The organism is Pseudothioclava nitratireducens (assembly GCF_029210495.1).
Classification (GTDB): Bacteria; Pseudomonadota; Alphaproteobacteria; order Rhodobacterales; family Rhodobacteraceae; genus Pseudothioclava; species Pseudothioclava nitratireducens.
In genome coordinates, this window is the sequence record NZ_JARGDK010000019.1 from 1 (window position 1) to 16,847 (window position 16,847).

15 protein-coding genes and 6 pseudogenes are annotated in these 16,847 nt (G+C 58.6%); 6 read left to right on the plus strand and 15 right to left on the minus strand.

All coding sequences use genetic code 11. The annotated features are described in order from the left end of the window. Window positions 1-482: 482 nt before the first annotated feature. The 3 genes and pseudogenes from P0X85_RS14670 to P0X85_RS14680 all read right to left on the minus strand — a co-directional run bounded on the left by P0X85_RS14670 (window position 483) and on the right by P0X85_RS14680 (window position 2,553). Window positions 483-1,704, minus strand: a pseudogene (locus P0X85_RS14670) (IS256 family transposase). 37 nt (window positions 1,705-1,741) lie between these two features. Further along, window positions 1,742-2,380, minus strand: a pseudogene (locus tag P0X85_RS14675) (transposase); the annotation flags it as partial. Window positions 2,381-2,430: 50 nt separating this feature from the next. Continuing rightward, the gene (locus tag P0X85_RS14680; RefSeq protein WP_275815023.1) at window positions 2,431-2,553 is read right to left on the minus strand and encodes a transposase; all 123 of its coding nucleotides are present in this window, start codon (window positions 2,551-2,553) and stop codon (window positions 2,431-2,433) included. A gap of 112 nt (window positions 2,554-2,665) precedes the next feature. On the opposite strand from P0X85_RS14680, the pseudogene P0X85_RS14685 reads away from it, so the two are divergent. Both P0X85_RS14685 and P0X85_RS14690 read left to right on the plus strand, forming a co-directional pair. After that, a pseudogene (locus tag P0X85_RS14685) lies at window positions 2,666-3,286 on the plus strand (integrase core domain-containing protein); the annotation flags it as partial. A 236-nt stretch (window positions 3,287-3,522) separates the two neighbouring features. Beyond that, on the plus strand, window positions 3,523-4,326 hold the full coding sequence (locus P0X85_RS14690) for a glycosyltransferase family 25 protein (RefSeq protein WP_275815057.1): 804 nt from the start codon (window positions 3,523-3,525) through the stop codon (window positions 4,324-4,326). A gap of 71 nt (window positions 4,327-4,397) precedes the next feature. Here P0X85_RS14690 and P0X85_RS14695 read toward each other — a convergent pair. The 3 genes and pseudogenes from P0X85_RS14695 to P0X85_RS14705 all read right to left on the minus strand — a co-directional run. After that, a pseudogene (locus tag P0X85_RS14695) lies at window positions 4,398-4,769 on the minus strand (transposase); the annotation flags it as partial. Window positions 4,770-4,930: 161 nt separating this feature from the next. Then, window positions 4,931-5,986 carry a glycosyltransferase family 4 protein gene (locus P0X85_RS14700; RefSeq protein WP_275815026.1) on the minus strand — a complete coding sequence of 352 codons (1,056 nt, stop codon included), beginning with the start codon at window positions 5,984-5,986 and terminating at the stop codon, window positions 4,931-4,933. Window positions 5,987-6,153: 167 nt separating this feature from the next. Next, window positions 6,154-6,848 (minus strand): annotated as a pseudogene (locus P0X85_RS14705) (IS5 family transposase). A gap of 277 nt (window positions 6,849-7,125) precedes the next feature. Here P0X85_RS14705 and P0X85_RS14710 point away from each other — a divergent pair. From P0X85_RS14710 to P0X85_RS14720, 3 genes are all read left to right on the plus strand, one after another. Continuing rightward, window positions 7,126-8,010: a hypothetical protein gene (locus P0X85_RS14710; RefSeq protein WP_275815029.1), complete on the plus strand. Its 885-nt coding sequence runs from the start codon at window positions 7,126-7,128 to the stop codon at window positions 8,008-8,010. A 66-nt stretch (window positions 8,011-8,076) separates the two neighbouring features. After that, window positions 8,077-8,934, plus strand: a complete 858-nt coding sequence (locus tag P0X85_RS14715; protein ID WP_275815032.1) for a glycosyltransferase family 25 protein — start codon at window positions 8,077-8,079, stop codon at window positions 8,932-8,934. A gap of 36 nt (window positions 8,935-8,970) precedes the next feature. Continuing rightward, window positions 8,971-9,705 carry a hypothetical protein gene (locus P0X85_RS14720; protein ID WP_275815036.1) on the plus strand — a complete coding sequence of 245 codons (735 nt, stop codon included), beginning with the start codon at window positions 8,971-8,973 and terminating at the stop codon, window positions 9,703-9,705. A gap of 1 nt (window position 9,706) precedes the next feature. On the opposite strand, the gene P0X85_RS14725 is transcribed toward P0X85_RS14720, so the two are convergent. Beyond that, window positions 9,707-10,492, minus strand: coding sequence for a glycosyltransferase family 25 protein (locus tag P0X85_RS14725; RefSeq protein WP_275815039.1), 786 nt, complete (start codon window positions 10,490-10,492; stop codon window positions 9,707-9,709). A 600-nt stretch (window positions 10,493-11,092) separates the two neighbouring features. Between P0X85_RS14725 and P0X85_RS14730 the strand changes: the two are divergent. Then, window positions 11,093-12,243: pseudogene (locus tag P0X85_RS14730) on the plus strand (IS5 family transposase). 122 nt (window positions 12,244-12,365) lie between these two features. Here P0X85_RS14730 and P0X85_RS15180 read toward each other — a convergent pair. The 8 genes from P0X85_RS15180 to P0X85_RS14765 form a co-directional block, all read right to left on the minus strand. Continuing rightward, window positions 12,366-12,545 carry an IS3 family transposase gene (locus P0X85_RS15180; protein WP_420851846.1) on the minus strand — a complete coding sequence of 60 codons (180 nt, stop codon included), beginning with the start codon at window positions 12,543-12,545 and terminating at the stop codon, window positions 12,366-12,368. 250 nt (window positions 12,546-12,795) lie between these two features. Next, window positions 12,796-12,990, minus strand: coding sequence for a hypothetical protein (locus P0X85_RS14735; protein WP_275815042.1), 195 nt, complete (start codon window positions 12,988-12,990; stop codon window positions 12,796-12,798). Between the two features lie 132 nt (window positions 12,991-13,122). After that, window positions 13,123-13,770: a hypothetical protein gene (locus P0X85_RS14740; protein ID WP_275815045.1), complete on the minus strand. Its 648-nt coding sequence runs from the start codon at window positions 13,768-13,770 to the stop codon at window positions 13,123-13,125. Further along, window positions 13,767-13,958 carry a hypothetical protein gene (locus tag P0X85_RS14745; RefSeq protein WP_275814824.1) on the minus strand — a complete coding sequence of 64 codons (192 nt, stop codon included), beginning with the start codon at window positions 13,956-13,958 and terminating at the stop codon, window positions 13,767-13,769. The genes P0X85_RS14740 and P0X85_RS14745 overlap by 4 nt, the downstream gene beginning before the upstream one ends. Window positions 13,959-14,266: 308 nt before the next feature. Further along, on the minus strand, window positions 14,267-15,049 hold the full coding sequence (locus P0X85_RS14750; protein WP_275815048.1) for a hypothetical protein: 783 nt from the start codon (window positions 15,047-15,049) through the stop codon (window positions 14,267-14,269). A 3-nt stretch (window positions 15,050-15,052) separates the two neighbouring features. Then, the gene (locus P0X85_RS14755; RefSeq protein ID WP_275814820.1) at window positions 15,053-15,343 is read right to left on the minus strand and encodes a hypothetical protein; all 291 of its coding nucleotides are present in this window, start codon (window positions 15,341-15,343) and stop codon (window positions 15,053-15,055) included. Window positions 15,344-15,436: 93 nt separating this feature from the next. Continuing rightward, window positions 15,437-16,552: a phage tail fiber repeat family protein gene (locus P0X85_RS14760; RefSeq protein WP_275815051.1), complete on the minus strand. Its 1,116-nt coding sequence runs from the start codon at window positions 16,550-16,552 to the stop codon at window positions 15,437-15,439. After that, complete coding sequence (locus P0X85_RS14765) at window positions 16,552-16,779, minus strand: hypothetical protein (protein ID WP_275815054.1); 228 nt, start codon at window positions 16,777-16,779, stop codon at window positions 16,552-16,554. Before P0X85_RS14765 ends, P0X85_RS14760 begins: the two co-directional genes overlap by 1 nt. Between the last annotated feature and the right edge of the window lie 68 nt (window positions 16,780-16,847).

Here is a 16,847-nt window from a genome sequence, read left to right on the forward strand (position 1 = left end):
GACCATACACCTCGATGGCCACCTGAGATTACACCGAAGACGGCGCTGAATTTACACCACGTCCGTGGACGCTACCTACTGATGCGTTGTGTGCGAAATGGGAATATTAGGTCTATGACAATCAAGGAAAAAATGTACCAAAGCGCTTGTGCGGAACTCGAAGCTGCAGTCATTTACAGAGATTTCATCGGGCAAATATCCGGCTTTTGCGAGCTAGCTAAGTCGTGCGACCTGCGGGATAGAGACTCAGTAGTAAAATCTCTGGAACTATCGCGCGCATACCTACCCTTGATTGAAGCTATGGAGCAAGCTGTCGCTGCTTCACGTACGATAATTGGCATCTTTGAAGAAACAGCGAATTAGGGTATAGAGATTTCGAGCTCGATTAAAAGGCTAGAACTCTGAAGTAGTCCTAGATTTTCGGATAGGTTTGCAGCGTTGCTAACGGAGACTGTGCCGAATTTTGTGCCTGACGCGTTTTGTTAGGCCATTGGGAAGCGGTCTTCGAACATGATGGCGAGCTGAGATCTGATAGCGTGCCATTCGCGCACCGAGCGCTTACACTCGGTCAATGTAGCATTGAGTGCCAGATAGATCAATTTCGCCGCGGCGTCGTCGCTTGGGAAGCGGCCTCGGGTTCTGACGAATCGGCGGATTTTCGAGTTCAGCGCCTCAATGGCGTTCGTGGTGTAAATCAGCCTGGGCACCTCGGGCGGGTAGTCGAGGAAGGGGATCGCCTCGTTCCAGGCCCGGCGCCAGCTTGGCGCGATCGCCGGATACCTCTTGGCCAGATCGCTTTCCTCGAACTCTGCCAGTGCCAGCTCTGCCGCGTCGGCATCCACTGCCGTGTAGATGCCTTTAGAGCGGCCGCGACGGCTTTGCGGTCCTTGTAACTGGCGAAGTTCATGGAATGGCGCAGAAGGTGGACGATACAGATCTGAACCCGCGTCTGGGGAAAGGCAGCCTCGATAGCCTGAGGGAAGCCTTTCAGCCCCTCCACGACGGCGACGAGGATGTACTAGACGCCCCGGTTTCGCAGGTCGCCGAGAACCTTGGCCCAGAACTTTGCGCCCTCATTGGCGTGAAACCACAGGCCCAGAACGTCCCGCGTGCCATCCGGCAGTACCGCGAGGGCCACGAAGACCGCCTTGTTCGAGACCGCCCCATCGCTGCGGATATTGACCCGGATCGCGTCCATGAAGACGATCGGATAGGAGGTTCCAGAGGGCGGTTCTGCCAGGCGGTAACCTCCTCCATCACGGCGTCGGTGATCGCGGAAATCAGGCTAGGCGAGGCTTCGACGCCATAGATTTCCTCGATATGTCCCTGGATCTCGCGGGTCGTCATGCCACGGGCATACATGCTGATGATCTTGCGTTCGAACTCGGGAAAGCGGCGCTGATACTTGGCGATCAGCATCGGATCGAAGGTCCCGTTTTGGTCGCGGGGGATCTCCAGAACGATCTTGCCGCTGTCGGTGGTCACGGTCTTCTGGCTGCTGCCGTTTCGCCGATTGGGGGGCTGATTACGGCCCTCAGGCGCCTCCTCGGCGTGCTCTTCGTGGAGATGGACATCCATCTCCGTGCTCAGCGCACGTTCCGCCAGCGCCTTGGTCAGTTCCGCCAAGATGCCGCTCTTGCCAAATAGATCGCCGGGGGAACGGCCTTCCATCAAACGGTCCAGTAGGTCTTTATCGATGCTCATACGTGGGTCTCCTCTGGGAGCAGTTACCACGTCAGCGCACAAAATTCAGGATAGTCCCATCGTTCGGCCCGACGGCTTCCTGACGGTCTTCGCGCAGCTTTGCCTTCACCCGTCGTTTCGGATGCCTGTTGCGGAGCTGCAGGCCCAACTCATTGTAAATCCTGCGAGTCTTCTTCATGTTGATTACCAACCCTTCGCGTCGCAGCAGCACGTGAACACGCCGAATAGCCATAGCGCACACGCGTCTGTGCAATTTCCTTGATCCGCCTTTCAGAGGCAGCTTGGTCCGTCCGCCGGGATTTGTAGTGGTAGCTGGACGTGTCGAAGCAGATGGCCCCACAGGCCCTGTGGATCGACACGCCCCAGTCGACGCACATCCCGGTCACGATCTCGCGCAAACGACCAGGCTTCAGAGCTTTCGCCGAATGACGTCCTGAAGCATCTCACGGTCAAGCGTCAGATCGGCCACGATCTTCTTCAGCCGTGTGCTCTCGTCCTCGAGCGCCTTCAACCGACGCATCTCGTCCGGCATCAGCCCGCCATACTTCTTCTTCCAATTGAAATACGTCGCCTGACTGATCCCGGCCTTGCGGCAGATCTCCGCGACCGGTGTGCCCTGCTCGCCCTGCTTCAGGATGAAGGCCTTTTGCGCCTCTGTGAACTTCGATGCTTTCATGCGTTTCCGCTCCTCTCCCAGCCAGGAAAGCTTAGCCGAAAACTCCAGCTTCAAACGATCCAGTTTTCAGGGGGCAGAGCAGCTGCGATCTCCTGCACGGTCTTGTCGCCAGGCAGTGCTTCCAAAGCGACCTTGGCCTTAAACTGATCTGTAAAATTCCGGCGCTTCGCCATTTTCGTATCCCTTCAAAGGTTTGGGATACACCTTAGCTGACTGTCCAGTTTTCTGGGACCACTTCAAAACCGCATGGGCCAGATCAGATACACAGAGTTTCAGACACTCCCGGCGACCGGGACAAGGGCGCCGCTGCTGACCGTCGCAGTTCCCAACGCCCGCTGGTCAGTCGATTTCGTGCACGACCAGTTCGCGCAGGGTCGTCGGTTCCGCGTCTTCAACATGATCGACGACGTGACCAAAGAATGCTTGGCTGCGGTGGTCGATACCTCGATCTCGGGCCGCAGGGTCGCGAGCGAGCTATGCGCGGTGATCGCGCGGCGCGGTAAGCCGGGCTTGATCGTCAGCGATCATGGAACCGAGTTCACCTCGAACGCGATGCTGGCATGGACCGAGGAAGCTGGCGTGTTGTGGCATTTCATCGCGCCCGGCAAGCCGATGCAGAACGGGATCTGCGAAGCCTTCAATTCGAAGATGCGGGACGACCTATTGAACGAGACGCTGTTTCACGGGCTTGACCACGCCCGCGCCGTCGTCGCGGACTGGGTGGCCGATTACAACGCCGAGCGCCCACACTCGGCCCTGAGCTACCAGACCCCCGCCGCTTTCGCGGCCCAACTCACTGCAATGGGCGACCGGCTCCACGCAACGGAAACGTTCCGCCGCTCGCCCATTGCTCCCGCGGCGCAACAGCGCCAAACTCAACCGCGGACTCCGGCATCAGTTGGATGAATGTCGGGGGTCACAGCAGGGTCACAGCAAGATGAACCCACGCGCCAAAGAAATATAGGTGATGTCCATCGTCCAGACCTGATTGGGCCGGGTGATGAGCAGCGTTCTAAGCACCTGCACGTTTGAAACTTGCCAGTCTTCCGTTTCGTAGTATATGAGAAGTGATCGATGCGTATATCACCATTTTGCCAGTGTGCAGTTTGATGCTGCGCTAGAAGTCTAGGTTAAGGTTAATGATGACCACCCCATGCCAGACGACCGATCTGAAGGTGTATCTCATTAACCTTGACCGCGCTACGGAACGGCTAGCTAGGATGACCTATCGGCTGAATGCGGTGCCACTTGCATTTGAGCGTGTCCCTGCAGTGGACGGGCGTTCCCTGACCTTCCCGACACCTGATTTCAGCGAATTGTCCTTCAAGCTTCTGCACGGTCGACGACGGATCCCATCAGAGGTGGGTTGCTACCTTAGCCATGTGGAGTGTGCGAGGCGGCTGCTTGCTACGGATGCACGCTATGCTTTAATCCTCGAGGATGACGTGGCATTCTCCGACGATTTTGCCGAGGTGCTGGAGGCTGCTGTTGCATGTTCTGCGAGCTGGGACATACTTCGTCTTTCGGAGCTGAACACCGGACCCAAGCTGCCATATGCGCCTCTCATTGGACAACGAAACCTTGCCGTTGCGCTGCTGCGGGAAAAAGGGGCAGGGGCTTATGTGATCAACCGCCGAGCGGCTGAGTGGTTCGTGAAGCGGCTTGTTCCGATGCGCTTGTCATGGGACATTGCATTCGATCTAGAATATCTGAGTGGGCTGCGCGCTTCCTTTGTATATCCTGTGCCGGCTGACCAGCGAACTGAAACAGTGTCACAGATTCAAAATGACGTGCGCTCTGCGAAGCTCCCACGTTGGCGGTACCTCTCGGTGCTACCTTACCGCGCCTACCTTGAAAGTACCCGCGTCGTGATGCGCCTTTACCGGCTGATAAGGCTGCGGGTGTCGGAAACATGGATTGTCGCCGGGGCTGACAAGAAAGACTGAAGGCGCAGCTATAAGCGACTGCTACTTGGTCGGAGCTGCTTGGCGTGCACTATGGCGCGCGTCAGATCAGCATTGGGTCCGGCGAGGTAGAGTGCGGCGGTCGCGAGCTCGGCCTTCTCGGTCAAGCGCTGCTATTAGGGCGGCGCCTTCGAGCGCCATTCCGTTACCTTGCCGGCATCGACCGCGATCCGGGCGCGCGGCACCCGCACCGTTTCCGTTCCGAAGGTGCCGGTTATCTGACGATCTCGGTGCCCTTAGCGATAGCCTTTCGCCGGGCCGTCGCCCCGATCGTAGCGCATGCGACCAAGAAAGCTGGCGAGCTCTTCCTCGAAAACCGCTTCGATGGTTGCGCGGACGTTGGCCCGCGGCCGCTCGTCGATCGGGTAGAACCCGGCCTCCCCGGCCAGTGGCGCAAAGCTATCATTTTCGGCAATCTGGTTTATGGCGTGGTCTCCCTTGCGGTTGCCGACGCTGGTTGGGTGGTTGGTTGTTGACCCGCAGATTGCGCCGCCTTCAAATTTTCATCAACACCGAGACACTACCATTATCCAGAGGGGAGGACGCTTAAGTGTTAGGTTGTTACGGTTGGGCATCCAACCTGCAATTAATTAAGCATTTGACGGTACACATTGATCAGCGCAGCGGCTTCTTTCTGAATTTGGAATTCGGCCATAACATGGGCGCGGGCGGCGGCGCTGGCTTTTTGCAATGCGTAGGGATCATCTAAAAGTGAGCGCAGCTTCTGGGCCATCGCAGTGCTGTCTGATGGAGCGATCAAGGCCCCGGTGACACCGTCTAGCACCAGTTCTTCAAACGCGCCGACGCGGGTGGCTACCACAGGCACGGCGCAGGCCATAGCCTCCAACGGTGTTAGGCCGAACCCTTCCCACCGTTGGGGAGCTACGTAGACATCGAGGCATTGATACCAGCTTGGCATGTCCCAAACCGGAACCTCGGGTACAAAGCGGATGCGCTCAGAAAGGCCAAGCTTTTTCACCCGGCGTTTCAGGTCGTTTTCATAATCGACATCTTTGGATGTCGCACGGCCCATTACGATGCCGGTGCAATCGTGATGGGCTTCAACCACCTTGATCATGGCGTCGACAAACACATCCGTGCCCTTTTGCGCCCGTATCCGCCCGTAACACCCGACCAGAAAACCTGTCTCGGGCAGCCCGAGGGTCGTACGGACCTCAGCCTTGTTCGGAGGCGGGCAAAACGTTTCTGTGTCGATACCATGGAGAATGACGGTAGAGTCGCGCTCAAGGAAACTGGCGGTCTTGCGCGATGTGGAAACCACCCTGTCCATCCGGCGTATCAAGGCCTTCGTCAGCTTCGTGTGGTGCCGCTGTGAGGCCGAAGTGAACAAGAGCTTCAAATGCTTGCGCAAGACATGTTTGAGAAACAGCCCGCCGATCATCTCGATATTGCGGCGGGCGTGCCAAACCCTCGGTCCGGACGGCCCGCGTCGCGACATGGTCAGGAGGCGCATAAAACTAACCTTGGGAACATGTGGTGGCAACCCGCCGCCTATGGACAAAATATTTATCGTTTTAGCCTGAAGCGGAACCAACCGTACGATGGTCGATGTCACACCGGAAAGACGGCGCTTGAAGTTGGGTGCGATCACATCGCAGGCGTTAATCGACAAAGGTTTCATCGAGCGAGTATTTCACATTTTACCGGGTCTAGGGAAAGGATAGGCTGCCATTAAATTTTTCGCACCGCAAGTTTCTGTCAGTTACACAAGCGTGTTTGAGGGAGCATCCACTGGGCATTGTTGCAGAACTACGTGTTGAGGCATGAGTGCCCCTTACCGAATTGACTTTAAACGACGCGAACGATGTCTGCGGTGCCGAGGGCGTTGAAGTGGTTCATGAGTGCAATACGGATGTGTATTTAGGTGGTCTGTAGGCCGGGGACGCGGGCAGCGATGCGTTCGCCGAAGGACTTTAGGCCGCGCATCTTCGCTTCGATATGGCTGCGGGCGTGGTATCTGGTCCATCGGGACGACGCTTTTCGGCTGGGTATAAACTCCACCGCCAGTATGTCGGAGGTGGCAGTATCCATAGCCAGATGGACATTGCGCCATTTGTGACGCCCCTGACACCGTGATTGGGGGCCTGCTATTCACAGTCACCTAGGAACTTGATCTCGGTGCCGTCCACGAGCAAATTGAGCGGCCCATCGGCGCGCCGATTGCGGGATTGGGACGGCCAACGTCTTTTGCCGTCGACAAAGCGTCTGTAATCAGGGATCTTTCAATCCAGTCCCGCCATCTTGAGCAACCTGGCCACCATCCCGGTCGTTTGCTGGAGTGGCAGCTTGAACAGCAGCTTGAGCGACAGGCAGAACTGGATCGTGGTGTTCGAAAAGACGTGTGGCCGCCCTGGGCCCTCAAGCGGCGCGAGGCAAGTCATATCCTTGCCCAGCCAGATCAACAGAGACCCGCGCTTTCTGAGCGCGGCATTGTAGTCAGGCCAGTTGGTTATGCGGTAGCGAGTAGGGTCAGGCTTGCTCATGCCGCCCCTCTAACTAACTGGATTCGTGATGTGAAACATTTACCGTTGGAGTTCCGCAACAATGCCGGCCTGATATGGGGTGAGGCTAAAAAAGGCCGCCATAGCCAAGTCGGAGTGCGCAGCGAACAAGCTGGAAGAGGCCAAGGGGCGGTATCGGTTTGTTGAGTGAGCATCGAGGACCGAAGGGGAATCTGTTAATTTCGTGTTAGCCGGTATATCAACAGCGATTGAGCGAACGTGGTTCGACTAAGGGCCAGAATAGAATGGGTGTATCGCATTGAAAGCTGGAAACGATTCGATTTACGACTGGGGTGGCGAATGGTGTAGCCCATCGACACGACTTAGCCCCAACCAGCGCGTGATCGCGCATAGCCGCATACAAGGTGAGGCTGACCAGATCGCCTGCTGCGTCCTTCCGGAAGAGATCGAACTTCTGGACACCAAGCGGGGCGAAGCTCCACTCTTTGTGTCCTATTATACGAAGGATACACCTTACGAGGCGCTGGCAAATCAACTTCGCCTCTCTCTCGACCGGCTGGACCTTCCGCATCGCATCGAACCGATCAAGTCACTCGGGAGTTGGGTTGCGAATACCGGCCTGAAATCGAAGTTCATTAAGAAAGTCTGGAATGAAACTGACGGGCCGATCTGTTGGGTGGATGCAGACGCCGAGGTTCTACGAGCACCAAGTTTCGTGTTTGGTAATCCCTTCGACGTCGCGATGGTGCGCCGACATGGCTGGTACGACATTTCAAGCTTCGTCTATTTGAATAGATCGGAGGCGACGGGGCGCCTTGTCAGCGAGTGGGCACAGCTTTGTCAGAAGAACCCGCATGTTTGGGATCAGGTTCTGTTGACACTTGCTTGGTATCGAACTGCGCAGGCCGGGGAGTTGTCGAGCCTATTTTTGAATGACGGCATCTTTCGTTTTCCGAGGCCTTGGATACGAGATGCGCGAGACAGGATATTCTACTATCCGGCAAAGAAAAAAATACGCCCGTTCATCGATCAGAAGCAGGCATCCCGTCAGTTGAAAGCCTTCGTCGGCTCTTCTAAGAAACGCGTCGACGAGCGTGGCTCGGATGATATCGCTGAACGTTTCAGGAATGCTCTGTCGAATTTCGACTTCAGTCAGGATTACTCCATGAATGACATAATCTGATAGGCCTTCGAGGCAAATATTCGGCTACGCCATCGTTAATATTCCATCTTTATAAGGAAAAGCGGAGTGTCTTCGTCAATCGATATATATCTAATCAATCTTGATCGGCGCTCGGATCGGTTGGAAATGATTTCGGTCCAGTTAAAAAATCTTAATATACCCTTTATTAGATTTTCGGCCATTGACGGGGCGGATAAGGGGGCTGCTATTGCCAGTGTTAACCCTCATAGATTTATTGCCAGCCAAAAGAGATATTGCACGAGGGCTGAACTTGCGTGTGCCGCGTCTCATATTGCAGTGTGGAAGGCATTTCTGAAAAGCGACGCGGAGTATGCACTGATCCTCGAAGATGATGTCGAAATCGACCAGACACTAACGGAAATTCTTAGAAATTTCGAAAGATTTCGCAAATATGACTTCCTGAACCTTTCCTCAAATGAGCCATTCCGCCTAGATCAAGACCAATTGCAGAAAACCTTGGAGGGAAGGCAGGAAGTGGAGCGCCCTTCACTCTTGCACTACAAAAAACGTAAGCAGTGGAAGAAACTAGAATGGCGTCGACGCTGGAGGATTTTTGCACTGAATCCCATTTTGCAAATAGGAATCGTGTGTGAATGTGATCCAGCCCCAGCATTGGGGAGTGGATATATAGTGTCGCGCAAGGCTGCACAAAATTTTATCGGTGCGGCGCAAAATATTTCCTTTCCTATTGATTTAGTTTGGCGCCATTCCTCTGGTCGCTTGCGGCAAGCATTTCTGGCCAGACCGATTATCAAGCAAACCAATCGGGACACAGATATCTCCGGTCGCTTTAATCAAGACAGAGTGCATTTCGGCTACCGGTTGCTGCGTCCGTTTCTGAAAAATCGACGCTGGAGGCGGCGTTGGGATGTTGTCCGACTTTATGGGTTGCTTAAGCAGTGAGCGAGACGATGAAAACAATATACGTGATGTGTGGTTATGAAAAAGCCTAGCCGCTTGCGTCGCTTGCTCTCGCTCAACCAGCATCGCAAGCGCTGGGGAGCACGCCGTCACGCGCCGAGAGGCGCGGATTTTAGCAGTCTCAAAGAGACAATCATTGACTTCGGGGATGCTGAGCAAACTCGCGGCTCTACGAAGTCGCTTGACCAGCACTTGGAAAATCTTCGCCGTGAATTCGCGGGGCAGTCTGAATTGCTCTGGTATCATGCGAAGCTGATTGTCTTGATCCGCCGTGAATTTCAGACTTCGCAGCAATACGCCGAGTTTCGCTCCCTCTGGGAACAAGAGGGTGATTTCTTGCGTGAGAACCTGAACATCAGGTGGCTCGTCTCAGCGACCGATACCTTCGCGGAGCATGATCCCGGACCTGCCGTTCGTGCGGTCGCCATGATGGCGTCAGTGCTTGTGAATACAGTGAAGATGCAAGAAAGCGAGCGGTTCATTACGAATGCAGCTGACCTGTCGGTCGATCCTGCGCGCGTCGCCACGCTTCAGGAAGAACTTGTGCCGCTCTTTGAAGGCATGTCCTGTTTTACCGTTGGAACTGACGACACGCTGCGCAACATGATGTGGCGCCTTCATCCGTTCATGTCTGTGGAACCAGCGGGACCGATCCTCGATGAAATCTGGCGTAGGTTCCAAGTTGAGGACACGGTTTTTAACCGGATGCGCATTCTTCACCGGCGCAAGAAAACCCGGTGGTGGGAGGAATAACTCAACTGCGGTGGAAATCTTCTGGATTCAGTCTGATTTCGCGCCTTTCCGCTACTCGAAGGAGCAACAGGGCGCGAACGGCCATTCGAAGCTGTGCACCGATCCGGCGGGCACGAAAGCCGAAGCTGCGCTTGTCCGCTGCGATTAGTTTACCTGCATCAATCTGAGAAACCGTACTGGGTATTGCTCCGATGCCGTAGGCCGATGCGCGGTCTAGTTGCACGGCGCAGGCAGGTTCGATTTGATAGCTTTTCAATTCATAGGCTTTGCAGATCATGGCGTCAGCGAGTGCGACCTGAGTAGACGCCCGCACAAGAAGTTTCTGCGCGCCGGAAGGCGAAAGAACGTAAGCTGCTGCACCGCTCCTGTCTTGATAGAGGCGAAGAAGTTGATGAGCAGACCCGATTTGGCGCCCAGTTTTGCCAACGATCTTCTTGCGTTTGCGGACCTCTAACGTCACATGCTCGACGACACCAATATCTTCAATCACCTTCAAGACCTCGGGTGTCTGGCGAGATAGAAGTGCGTCATCTTCCAATATCAGGGTATGGCAATCTTTTGCTGCGGCGTATTTCCATGCGTTTACATGGCTCAGAAAACATGCTTTTTCCGTTTCTTTGAGAGGGCGTTCCCAGCTTGACCAGGCGTAAGCCTGCTCCAGTTCTCCAATCTTATCAGGCGTGACTGCTTCCAATCTTTGAAATGGGATTCCGAGCGCATCTAGCTGATCGGCGATAAATGCCATGCGGGGGTTTGCAGCGGCAAGATTTATTACCAAGCAATCCATTCGGTTGCTGACCTTCTGCTGTGACCCCCGTCATTCATCAAGCTCATGCAGAGCCCGGGGGTTGAGTGCGTTGCTCCCCAACGTTGGACCGCTGGAAGCTGGGTTTAAGAGGTCCCACCTTTTCGGACAGGTTTGTAGCGTTTCTAAGCTGTATCGGGGTTAGGTTTCATGGTGTTTTTTGCTTTTTAAGTCCGCCCAAGATACTTCGTTGGGCGTGAGCCGATCAAGCGCTGGATGGGGCCGCTCGGTGTTGTAAAGTGTCATCCAGCCCTTTATAATATGTTTGGTGAGGAAGTCATCGCTGTTTAGTTCAGGATAGATCGCCTTCTGCAAAGCCTCTACGCAGAAGACTGGGTGCATCTTGTTCGACCGCCTCCAGTTCAATACTTTGTGCGATGCGCAGTGCATGATCGTGACCAGAAACCATAACCGTTTCGCGTCTGTGCACAAGTGATATCGGAACATCAGAGTTGGTTGGGGCAGTCGATCTGCATCTTTGTCAGCGGATACGGATAGACTAACAGGCTGCTGAAATAGTCCTGTCTCGACAGTAGTTTGAGAACATGATTCACCGTCGACACGATAACGGCGGGGGTTATGATGAGCGGGACGGACAAGACGAGCGGGTCGCTGTTCAGCTATGTCGATCTGGAGGCGCGCATCCCCGCGCGAGATCCGTTGCGCAAGATCCGGCAGCTGTTGAACGACGCGCTGGCGAGCCTAGATGGCGAGTTCGAGGCGCTTTACACCGATTCGGCCGCCCCTCGATTGCGCCGGAGCGGCTGATCCGGGTGAGCCTGATCCAGATCCTGTTCTCGATCCGCTCCGAGCGGCATTTGATGGAACCGATGCAGTATAACCTTTTGTTCCGCTGGTTCGTCGGTCTCGGGATCGACGATGCGGTCTGGGTGCCGAACGTTTTCACCAAGAACCGCGACCGGCTGCTGACAACCGACATGTCCCGGAAGGTGATGGCAGCGATCCTGGCCCATCGCGAGGTGGCGCCGCTCTTGTCGGACGACCACTTCTCGGTCGATGGCACGTTGGTGAAGGCCTGGGTCTCCATGAAGAGCTTCCAGCCGAAGGCGACCGAGACGCCGTCTGACGACGGTCCAGACAGCCCTACCGAAGACCACCCCGAACCGACACCGTCCGAGACCGACCCGATGTCCCGTCCCACCCGCCAGAACCGCAATGCGGAAGTCGATTTCGGGGGCGAGAAGCGGTCCAATGCCACCCATGCCTCAACCACCGACCCGGATGCCCGGCTCTACAAGAAATCCCCCGGCACCGGCGCGATGCTTTGCGTCATCGGCCATGCGCTGATGGAGAACCGCAACGGCCTGATCGTGCAGGGCGACCTGACGCAGGCCGACGGTCACGCGGAACGGCGCGCCGCACTGGACATGATCCAACGCCACTCCCCCGGATCGACGCGGCAGTTGACGCTGGGCGCCGACAAGGGCTTCGACGCCGCCGAGTTCGTCGCCGACCTGCGGCTAGCCTGCGTCACGCCGCATGTCGCGCAGAAGGCGAGATATTCAGCGATCGACGGCAGAACCACCCGGCACGAGGGCTATGCCCTGTCGATCAAGCACCGCAAACGGATCGAAGAGGCTTTCGGCTGGGCCAAAACCGTCGGCGGAATGGCCCAGACCGTCTATTGGGGCATCGAACGGGTGCGTTCCCGCTTCTTCCTCACAATGGCCGCCAACAACCTCGCCAGACTGCCCCGCTTGCTGGCTGCGTGACGATGGCAAACCGCGTCAAACAGGCATGCTTTCTGCGCCGAGGCCCCCGAAGCCAAACCCAGACAGTTGCGCCGAAAGGAAATCATTCCGCATCGCAGACTATTTCAGCGCCCTTCGAGATGCTAGGGGTGCGGCTGGCTGGTTCTGGGCCGTTTGAAGACTGCCTCCAAGGCCATCTTTGCCGTCAGCCTTCTTACGCGATGGCGCACGACAACAGTCTCTTCCCGGCGCAGATAGGCCGCGATCTGGCGTGACCCGAACAACGGGTGTCTGCTGAAGACGCGGTCGACCTCTTTCATCATTGCCAGAGTGTCCGCGTCGATCCCAACGAGCGTGCAATTGAACGCCGACCGGCGGGCATTGCTGGCTGTCTCTCAGTTCGGCGCGATCAAGTTTGATCATCGCGCGGCTCCTGTGCGTGGCTGCGGGTGTCATTTCATGCACGCTCTTTGCGATGACCTTCAGCTGGACCTCCCTCTGCAGAGGCGGGACGCGCGAGGGCCGCGTCTTGTCTCGCTTGAGGCCTGGAACGCCTTCATCGTCATACCGTTCCTACCAGCGCATGACCGTCGGCTTCGACAGGCCCGTCCGCAGCATGATCTTGACGGTGCCCTGGTCGTCCGCCGTCGCCAGCACAATCTCTGCCGGCCAGACAAGCTTGGGCGGAGTGTTGCGGCAGGTCAGCAGGGCTTGAAGCTTAGCGCGATCAGTGGGGCCGAGGTAAAGGCAAATGTCGGCACGTCTCAACCGCCGATCATGCCACGCCCAGTAGCGTTGGGAATCCTATGTCAGGCGGCTTACCTATCATTACTTTCATCGAGGATCATGCACGACCGGTTGTCGAGCTTGCATTCGGAGCCGCCGTGTTGCCTGGCCCCCTTATCCCACCTCGACCCACACGCCAAACGCCCCGCTTTCATCGGTGATCTTGCGCATAATGCCGGCCGCGGCTTCCGCAGCATCGATGCGCTTGAGCACTTCAGCTTGTTCAGCATCGAAGGCGATGGCCTCAGCATAGCTCTCGGTCCGATGGTTCAGCCCTGTGGTACTGTCGTGCCAGACGAAGGCATCGTAACGGGTCAGATCATCTCGGGCAGGAACGACGACCTCCCAGGTCTCGGCGCCGGCATCGCCAAGGCGCACCCCATTGATCACGCGGGCTGCCGCATGGTCGCGGCGAAGCTCGGCAAAGACGCGGCGGCGGTGATCCTGGGCGGCGGCGAGGCTTTCGTGGAGATGTCCGTCATGGGTGCGGAACAAGGGCTCCTCGATGTGATCGCCGAAGTACATGATCGCCTCGGGCCGCGTGCGCAGGTCATGCGCCCATTGCAACCAGCCTGCGACCGTGTCGTGGCCGGGGCCGCCATCCGCAGCGGCGGCATGGAACTCAGGCAGGCTCTCGAGCAGCGCATAGCCCGCGAGATAGTCGTAGGTCTCGAGGCCGTTGGCCGTGAACCAGGCCTCGAGGAAGGCATAGGCGCCGTCGCAGACGCCCATGTCCTTGAAGAACTGCAGGGAGGTTTTCATCCGATGGCTCCGTAGACGCGGGTGGACCCACCCAGCCAGGTGACCGGATGCGCATTGGTTGCGATGGCCTTGCCCCCGGCCGCACCGGGATTGCCGCCAGCTGTGAGCACGTAGCCATCATTCGTGACCATGGTGCCAGCCCCTCCGGCTGCCCCCCAGCCTCCGCCCCCGCCGGAGCGCGGGGTCATAGGCCTTGTCGTGCCATCATCCGTGTTCAAATAGCCATAAACGACAAAGGCATCGCCGTGCCCCGGCTGACCGGGTCCACCGCCAGGCGCGGCAAAGACCGTGTCCCATGCCGAGCCGTAAGGGGGCACTGGCCGCCTGTCAGGATAGGCCGCCGACACATTGGAACTGACCTCCTGCCTGGGCGATGTGGTGATCAGCTCACCAATGCCGCTGGCTGCCCCCGGCAGAATACGGCCACCACCCTGGCCAGAGATCCCCCCAATTTGTTGCGGACCACTGCCACCACCACTGCCCATATGTCTGCCTCCTAAAGTCCACCACCGGCGATCGCGCCGGCACCACTCGTCCCACCCGCGCCGCCATGCGCCGCGATGGTTTGCCCAGCCCAGCTATTCGCATCCGTAGCGACAGCCCCGATCTGGCCAATGGCCCCGCCCGCGCCAAAGCTGCCCAGCACAGTGCCATTCGTGTCGCCATGGAGCATCGGACCGCCGCGCCCGCCGCCAGCGCCCCCACCGCCGGGGCCGTAGGCTGGCTCCTTAATGATTATGGCGACAGGCGCCCCGTTTTGAGCCCCGCCGCCCCCGCCACCGCCGCCGATATAACCCGTGCTGTTGTCGATGCTGATCGGGCCGGTGAGCACAATCGCGGGGCCGCCGGCCGTCGGCGCGACATAAGTCGTCCGGTCGGCCTCTACATATCCACCATCTCCGCCCTTACCCATGATGAAGCCGCGATTGACGAGCGTGAGCCCTCCGGGGAAGGCCCCGCCCATATCGAGCGCCGGGATCGAGGTGTTGTCCGACCAAATGTAGATGCCTGAGGCGACCGTCACCTCGACCTTGCTGGTCCCGTCCCAACCAATGCCGAGGAGATAGCTGCGCAGGTTCAGATGCAGCTTGTGGCTGGTGATCATATGGGTGAACTGGGCCGCCTTGCCGCGCAGGCTGGCTTTGCTGATTGGGCCGGACCCGACACCCGCCAGCGCCCGCACCTCTGCCTCGCCAAGCGAGATGGTGGTGCCGGCCTCGCGGCCCAGCTCGGTGTTCACCTGGCTCAGCGACAGGGGACCTGTAAGCGGCAATACCATGGCTCACGGGCTCCCGAAGGCCGTGACATCGCCCAGCACGGTGAGGTTGCCGGAGGCGTCGAGCGCCAGGATGTCGGTGCCGTTGTAGCGGAAGGTCAGGGTATTGCCGGCGGCATGCGCGGTGAAGGCGCCCCAACGCGCGCCGACCTCCACGATCTCTTCACTGCCATCGGCGCGCTTGAGGAAGAGCTTGCCGTCGCGTGTGTTGACGGCGAGCTCGCCGAGATCAAGTTGAGCCGTGGTCGGCACCTTGGCGGCGACCGAGGAGCGTTTCAGGCGAATGATGCTGGCCATATGGCCGTCTCCTTCCTGGCCTCATCTGAGGCGATTGCTGGTTGAGGGACTTGCGGGCTTGATCGGGTAGAACCCGTCTGGGCTGCCGCCCGGTCAGAACGTGCCGCCGTCGAGCGCCACGCCGGTGATACTGCCGCCGGTAATGGCGACGTTGTTGGCGTTCTGGGTCGCCATCGACCCAAGCCCGAGGTTTGTGCGTGCGCTGGCGATGTTGGTCAGGTCGGAGAGGTTCGCGGCGATCGTGAGCTTGCCCGCCAGCCCATTGGTGACGGTTGCGGCGAAGTTCGGATCATCGCCGAGGGCCGCGGCCAGCTCATTGAGTGTGTCGAGCGCGCCGGGGGCGGCGTCAACCAGCGCGGCAATCGCCGCCTGTACGAAGGCGGTGCTCGCGATCTGGGTCGTGTTCGTGCCGCTCGCAGCTGTCGGCGCGGTCGGCGTGCCGGAGAGCGTCGGTGAGGCCAGCGGCGCTTTCGCATCCAGCGCGCTTTGCAGCCCAGTCACCTGCGAGATCGCATGGCTATGCGTGGCGGGCGTGAAGCTCGAGGGTTTGCCCGCAATCCCGGTCCAGGGCACGCTGTCGGCTGCTTCGGCGGCGTCCACCTTGCCGTCGTTGTCACTGTCATAGGTCGACTTGGCCATGTCGCCCGCGCCGAGCCCGGCAAGAGCGCTCTGCACGAAGGCGGTCGTGGCCAGCTGGGTCGTGTTCGTGCCCCCTGCCGCCGTGGGCGCCGTTGGTGTCCCCGTGAAGCCAGGCGAGGCCAGCGGCGCCTTGGCGTTCAGCGCGGTCTGCAGGCCCGTCACATCGGCGATGGCATGGCTATGCGATGTCGAAGCCTTGCCGTCGAGCGCGCCTTGCAGCCCGCTTACCTCCGAGATTGCATGTGTGTGGCTTGTGGCCGCCTTTCCGGCGAGCCCCGCATCTAACTGCGACTTGCGCACAAGGTCGGTGCTGCTTGATGCATCCTGCGCAGACTTCGGGACAATCGAGAAGGTCTTGGCGCCGGCAATGGTCTGGGGGCTGGTCAGATCGGCGAAGGCCCCTCGGCCCGCCAGCGGCACGATGGCCGTAGCCGCGCCCGCGCCATCATCGCCCTTGCCGACATAGAGCGTGTCATCGACTTCGTTATGGGCGAGCTCGCCGGATTTGAGCGCGGCGGGCGCTCCAGGATTGCCGGCTAGGCGGCGCTTGAGCTGGATCGTGTTGGCCATCAGAAGAAGCCTCCATTGATGGGCGTGTCGGTGGGAAGAACGGTGACGCCGGGCAGGCCCTGATCACCCTTGTCGCCGGGCGGGCCTTCAGGCCCCGGTGGCCCCGGCGTGCCGAGCAGCCGGATGCGCAGCGGTGCTGCGGTAATGCGGAGCGCGACGGGGGCTTCCTGCGTCACCGCAATGCGGATCGGACCCGTGAGGGAGCGCAACGCGCGCATTGTCGGCATGGCTCAGGTCTCGCCCGTCTCGGGAGGCCGTGTCACCGGCAGGGCCACGGGGATCTCGAGGAGGAGGC

Bases quoted from the DNA above. Each gene is read 5' to 3' on its own strand.
- P0X85_RS14680 (WP_275815023.1), bottom strand. From the start codon at position 2,553: ATGGCGAAGCGCCGGAATTTTACAGATCAGTTTAAGGCCAAGGTCGCT.
- P0X85_RS14690 (WP_275815057.1), top strand. From the start codon at position 3,523: ATGACCACCCCATGCCAGACGACCGATCTGAAGGTGTATCTCATTAAC.
- P0X85_RS14700 (WP_275815026.1), bottom strand. From the start codon at position 5,986: ATGAAACCTTTGTCGATTAACGCCTGCGATGTGATCGCACCCAACTTC.
- P0X85_RS14720 (WP_275815036.1), top strand. From the start codon at position 8,971: ATGAAAAAGCCTAGCCGCTTGCGTCGCTTGCTCTCGCTCAACCAGCAT.
- P0X85_RS14725 (WP_275815039.1), bottom strand. From the start codon at position 10,492: ATGGATTGCTTGGTAATAAATCTTGCCGCTGCAAACCCCCGCATGGCA.
- P0X85_RS15180 (WP_420851846.1), bottom strand. From the start codon at position 12,545: ATGATGAAAGAGGTCGACCGCGTCTTCAGCAGACACCCGTTGTTCGGG.
- P0X85_RS14740 (WP_275815045.1), bottom strand. From the start codon at position 13,770: ATGAAAACCTCCCTGCAGTTCTTCAAGGACATGGGCGTCTGCGACGGC.
- P0X85_RS14745 (WP_275814824.1), bottom strand. From the start codon at position 13,958: ATGACCCCGCGCTCCGGCGGGGGCGGAGGCTGGGGGGCAGCCGGAGGG.
- P0X85_RS14750 (WP_275815048.1), bottom strand. From the start codon at position 15,049: ATGGTATTGCCGCTTACAGGTCCCCTGTCGCTGAGCCAGGTGAACACC.
- P0X85_RS14755 (WP_275814820.1), bottom strand. From the start codon at position 15,343: ATGGCCAGCATCATTCGCCTGAAACGCTCCTCGGTCGCCGCCAAGGTG.
- P0X85_RS14760 (WP_275815051.1), bottom strand. From the start codon at position 16,552: ATGGCCAACACGATCCAGCTCAAGCGCCGCCTAGCCGGCAATCCTGGA.
- P0X85_RS14765 (WP_275815054.1), bottom strand. From the start codon at position 16,779: ATGCCGACAATGCGCGCGTTGCGCTCCCTCACGGGTCCGATCCGCATT.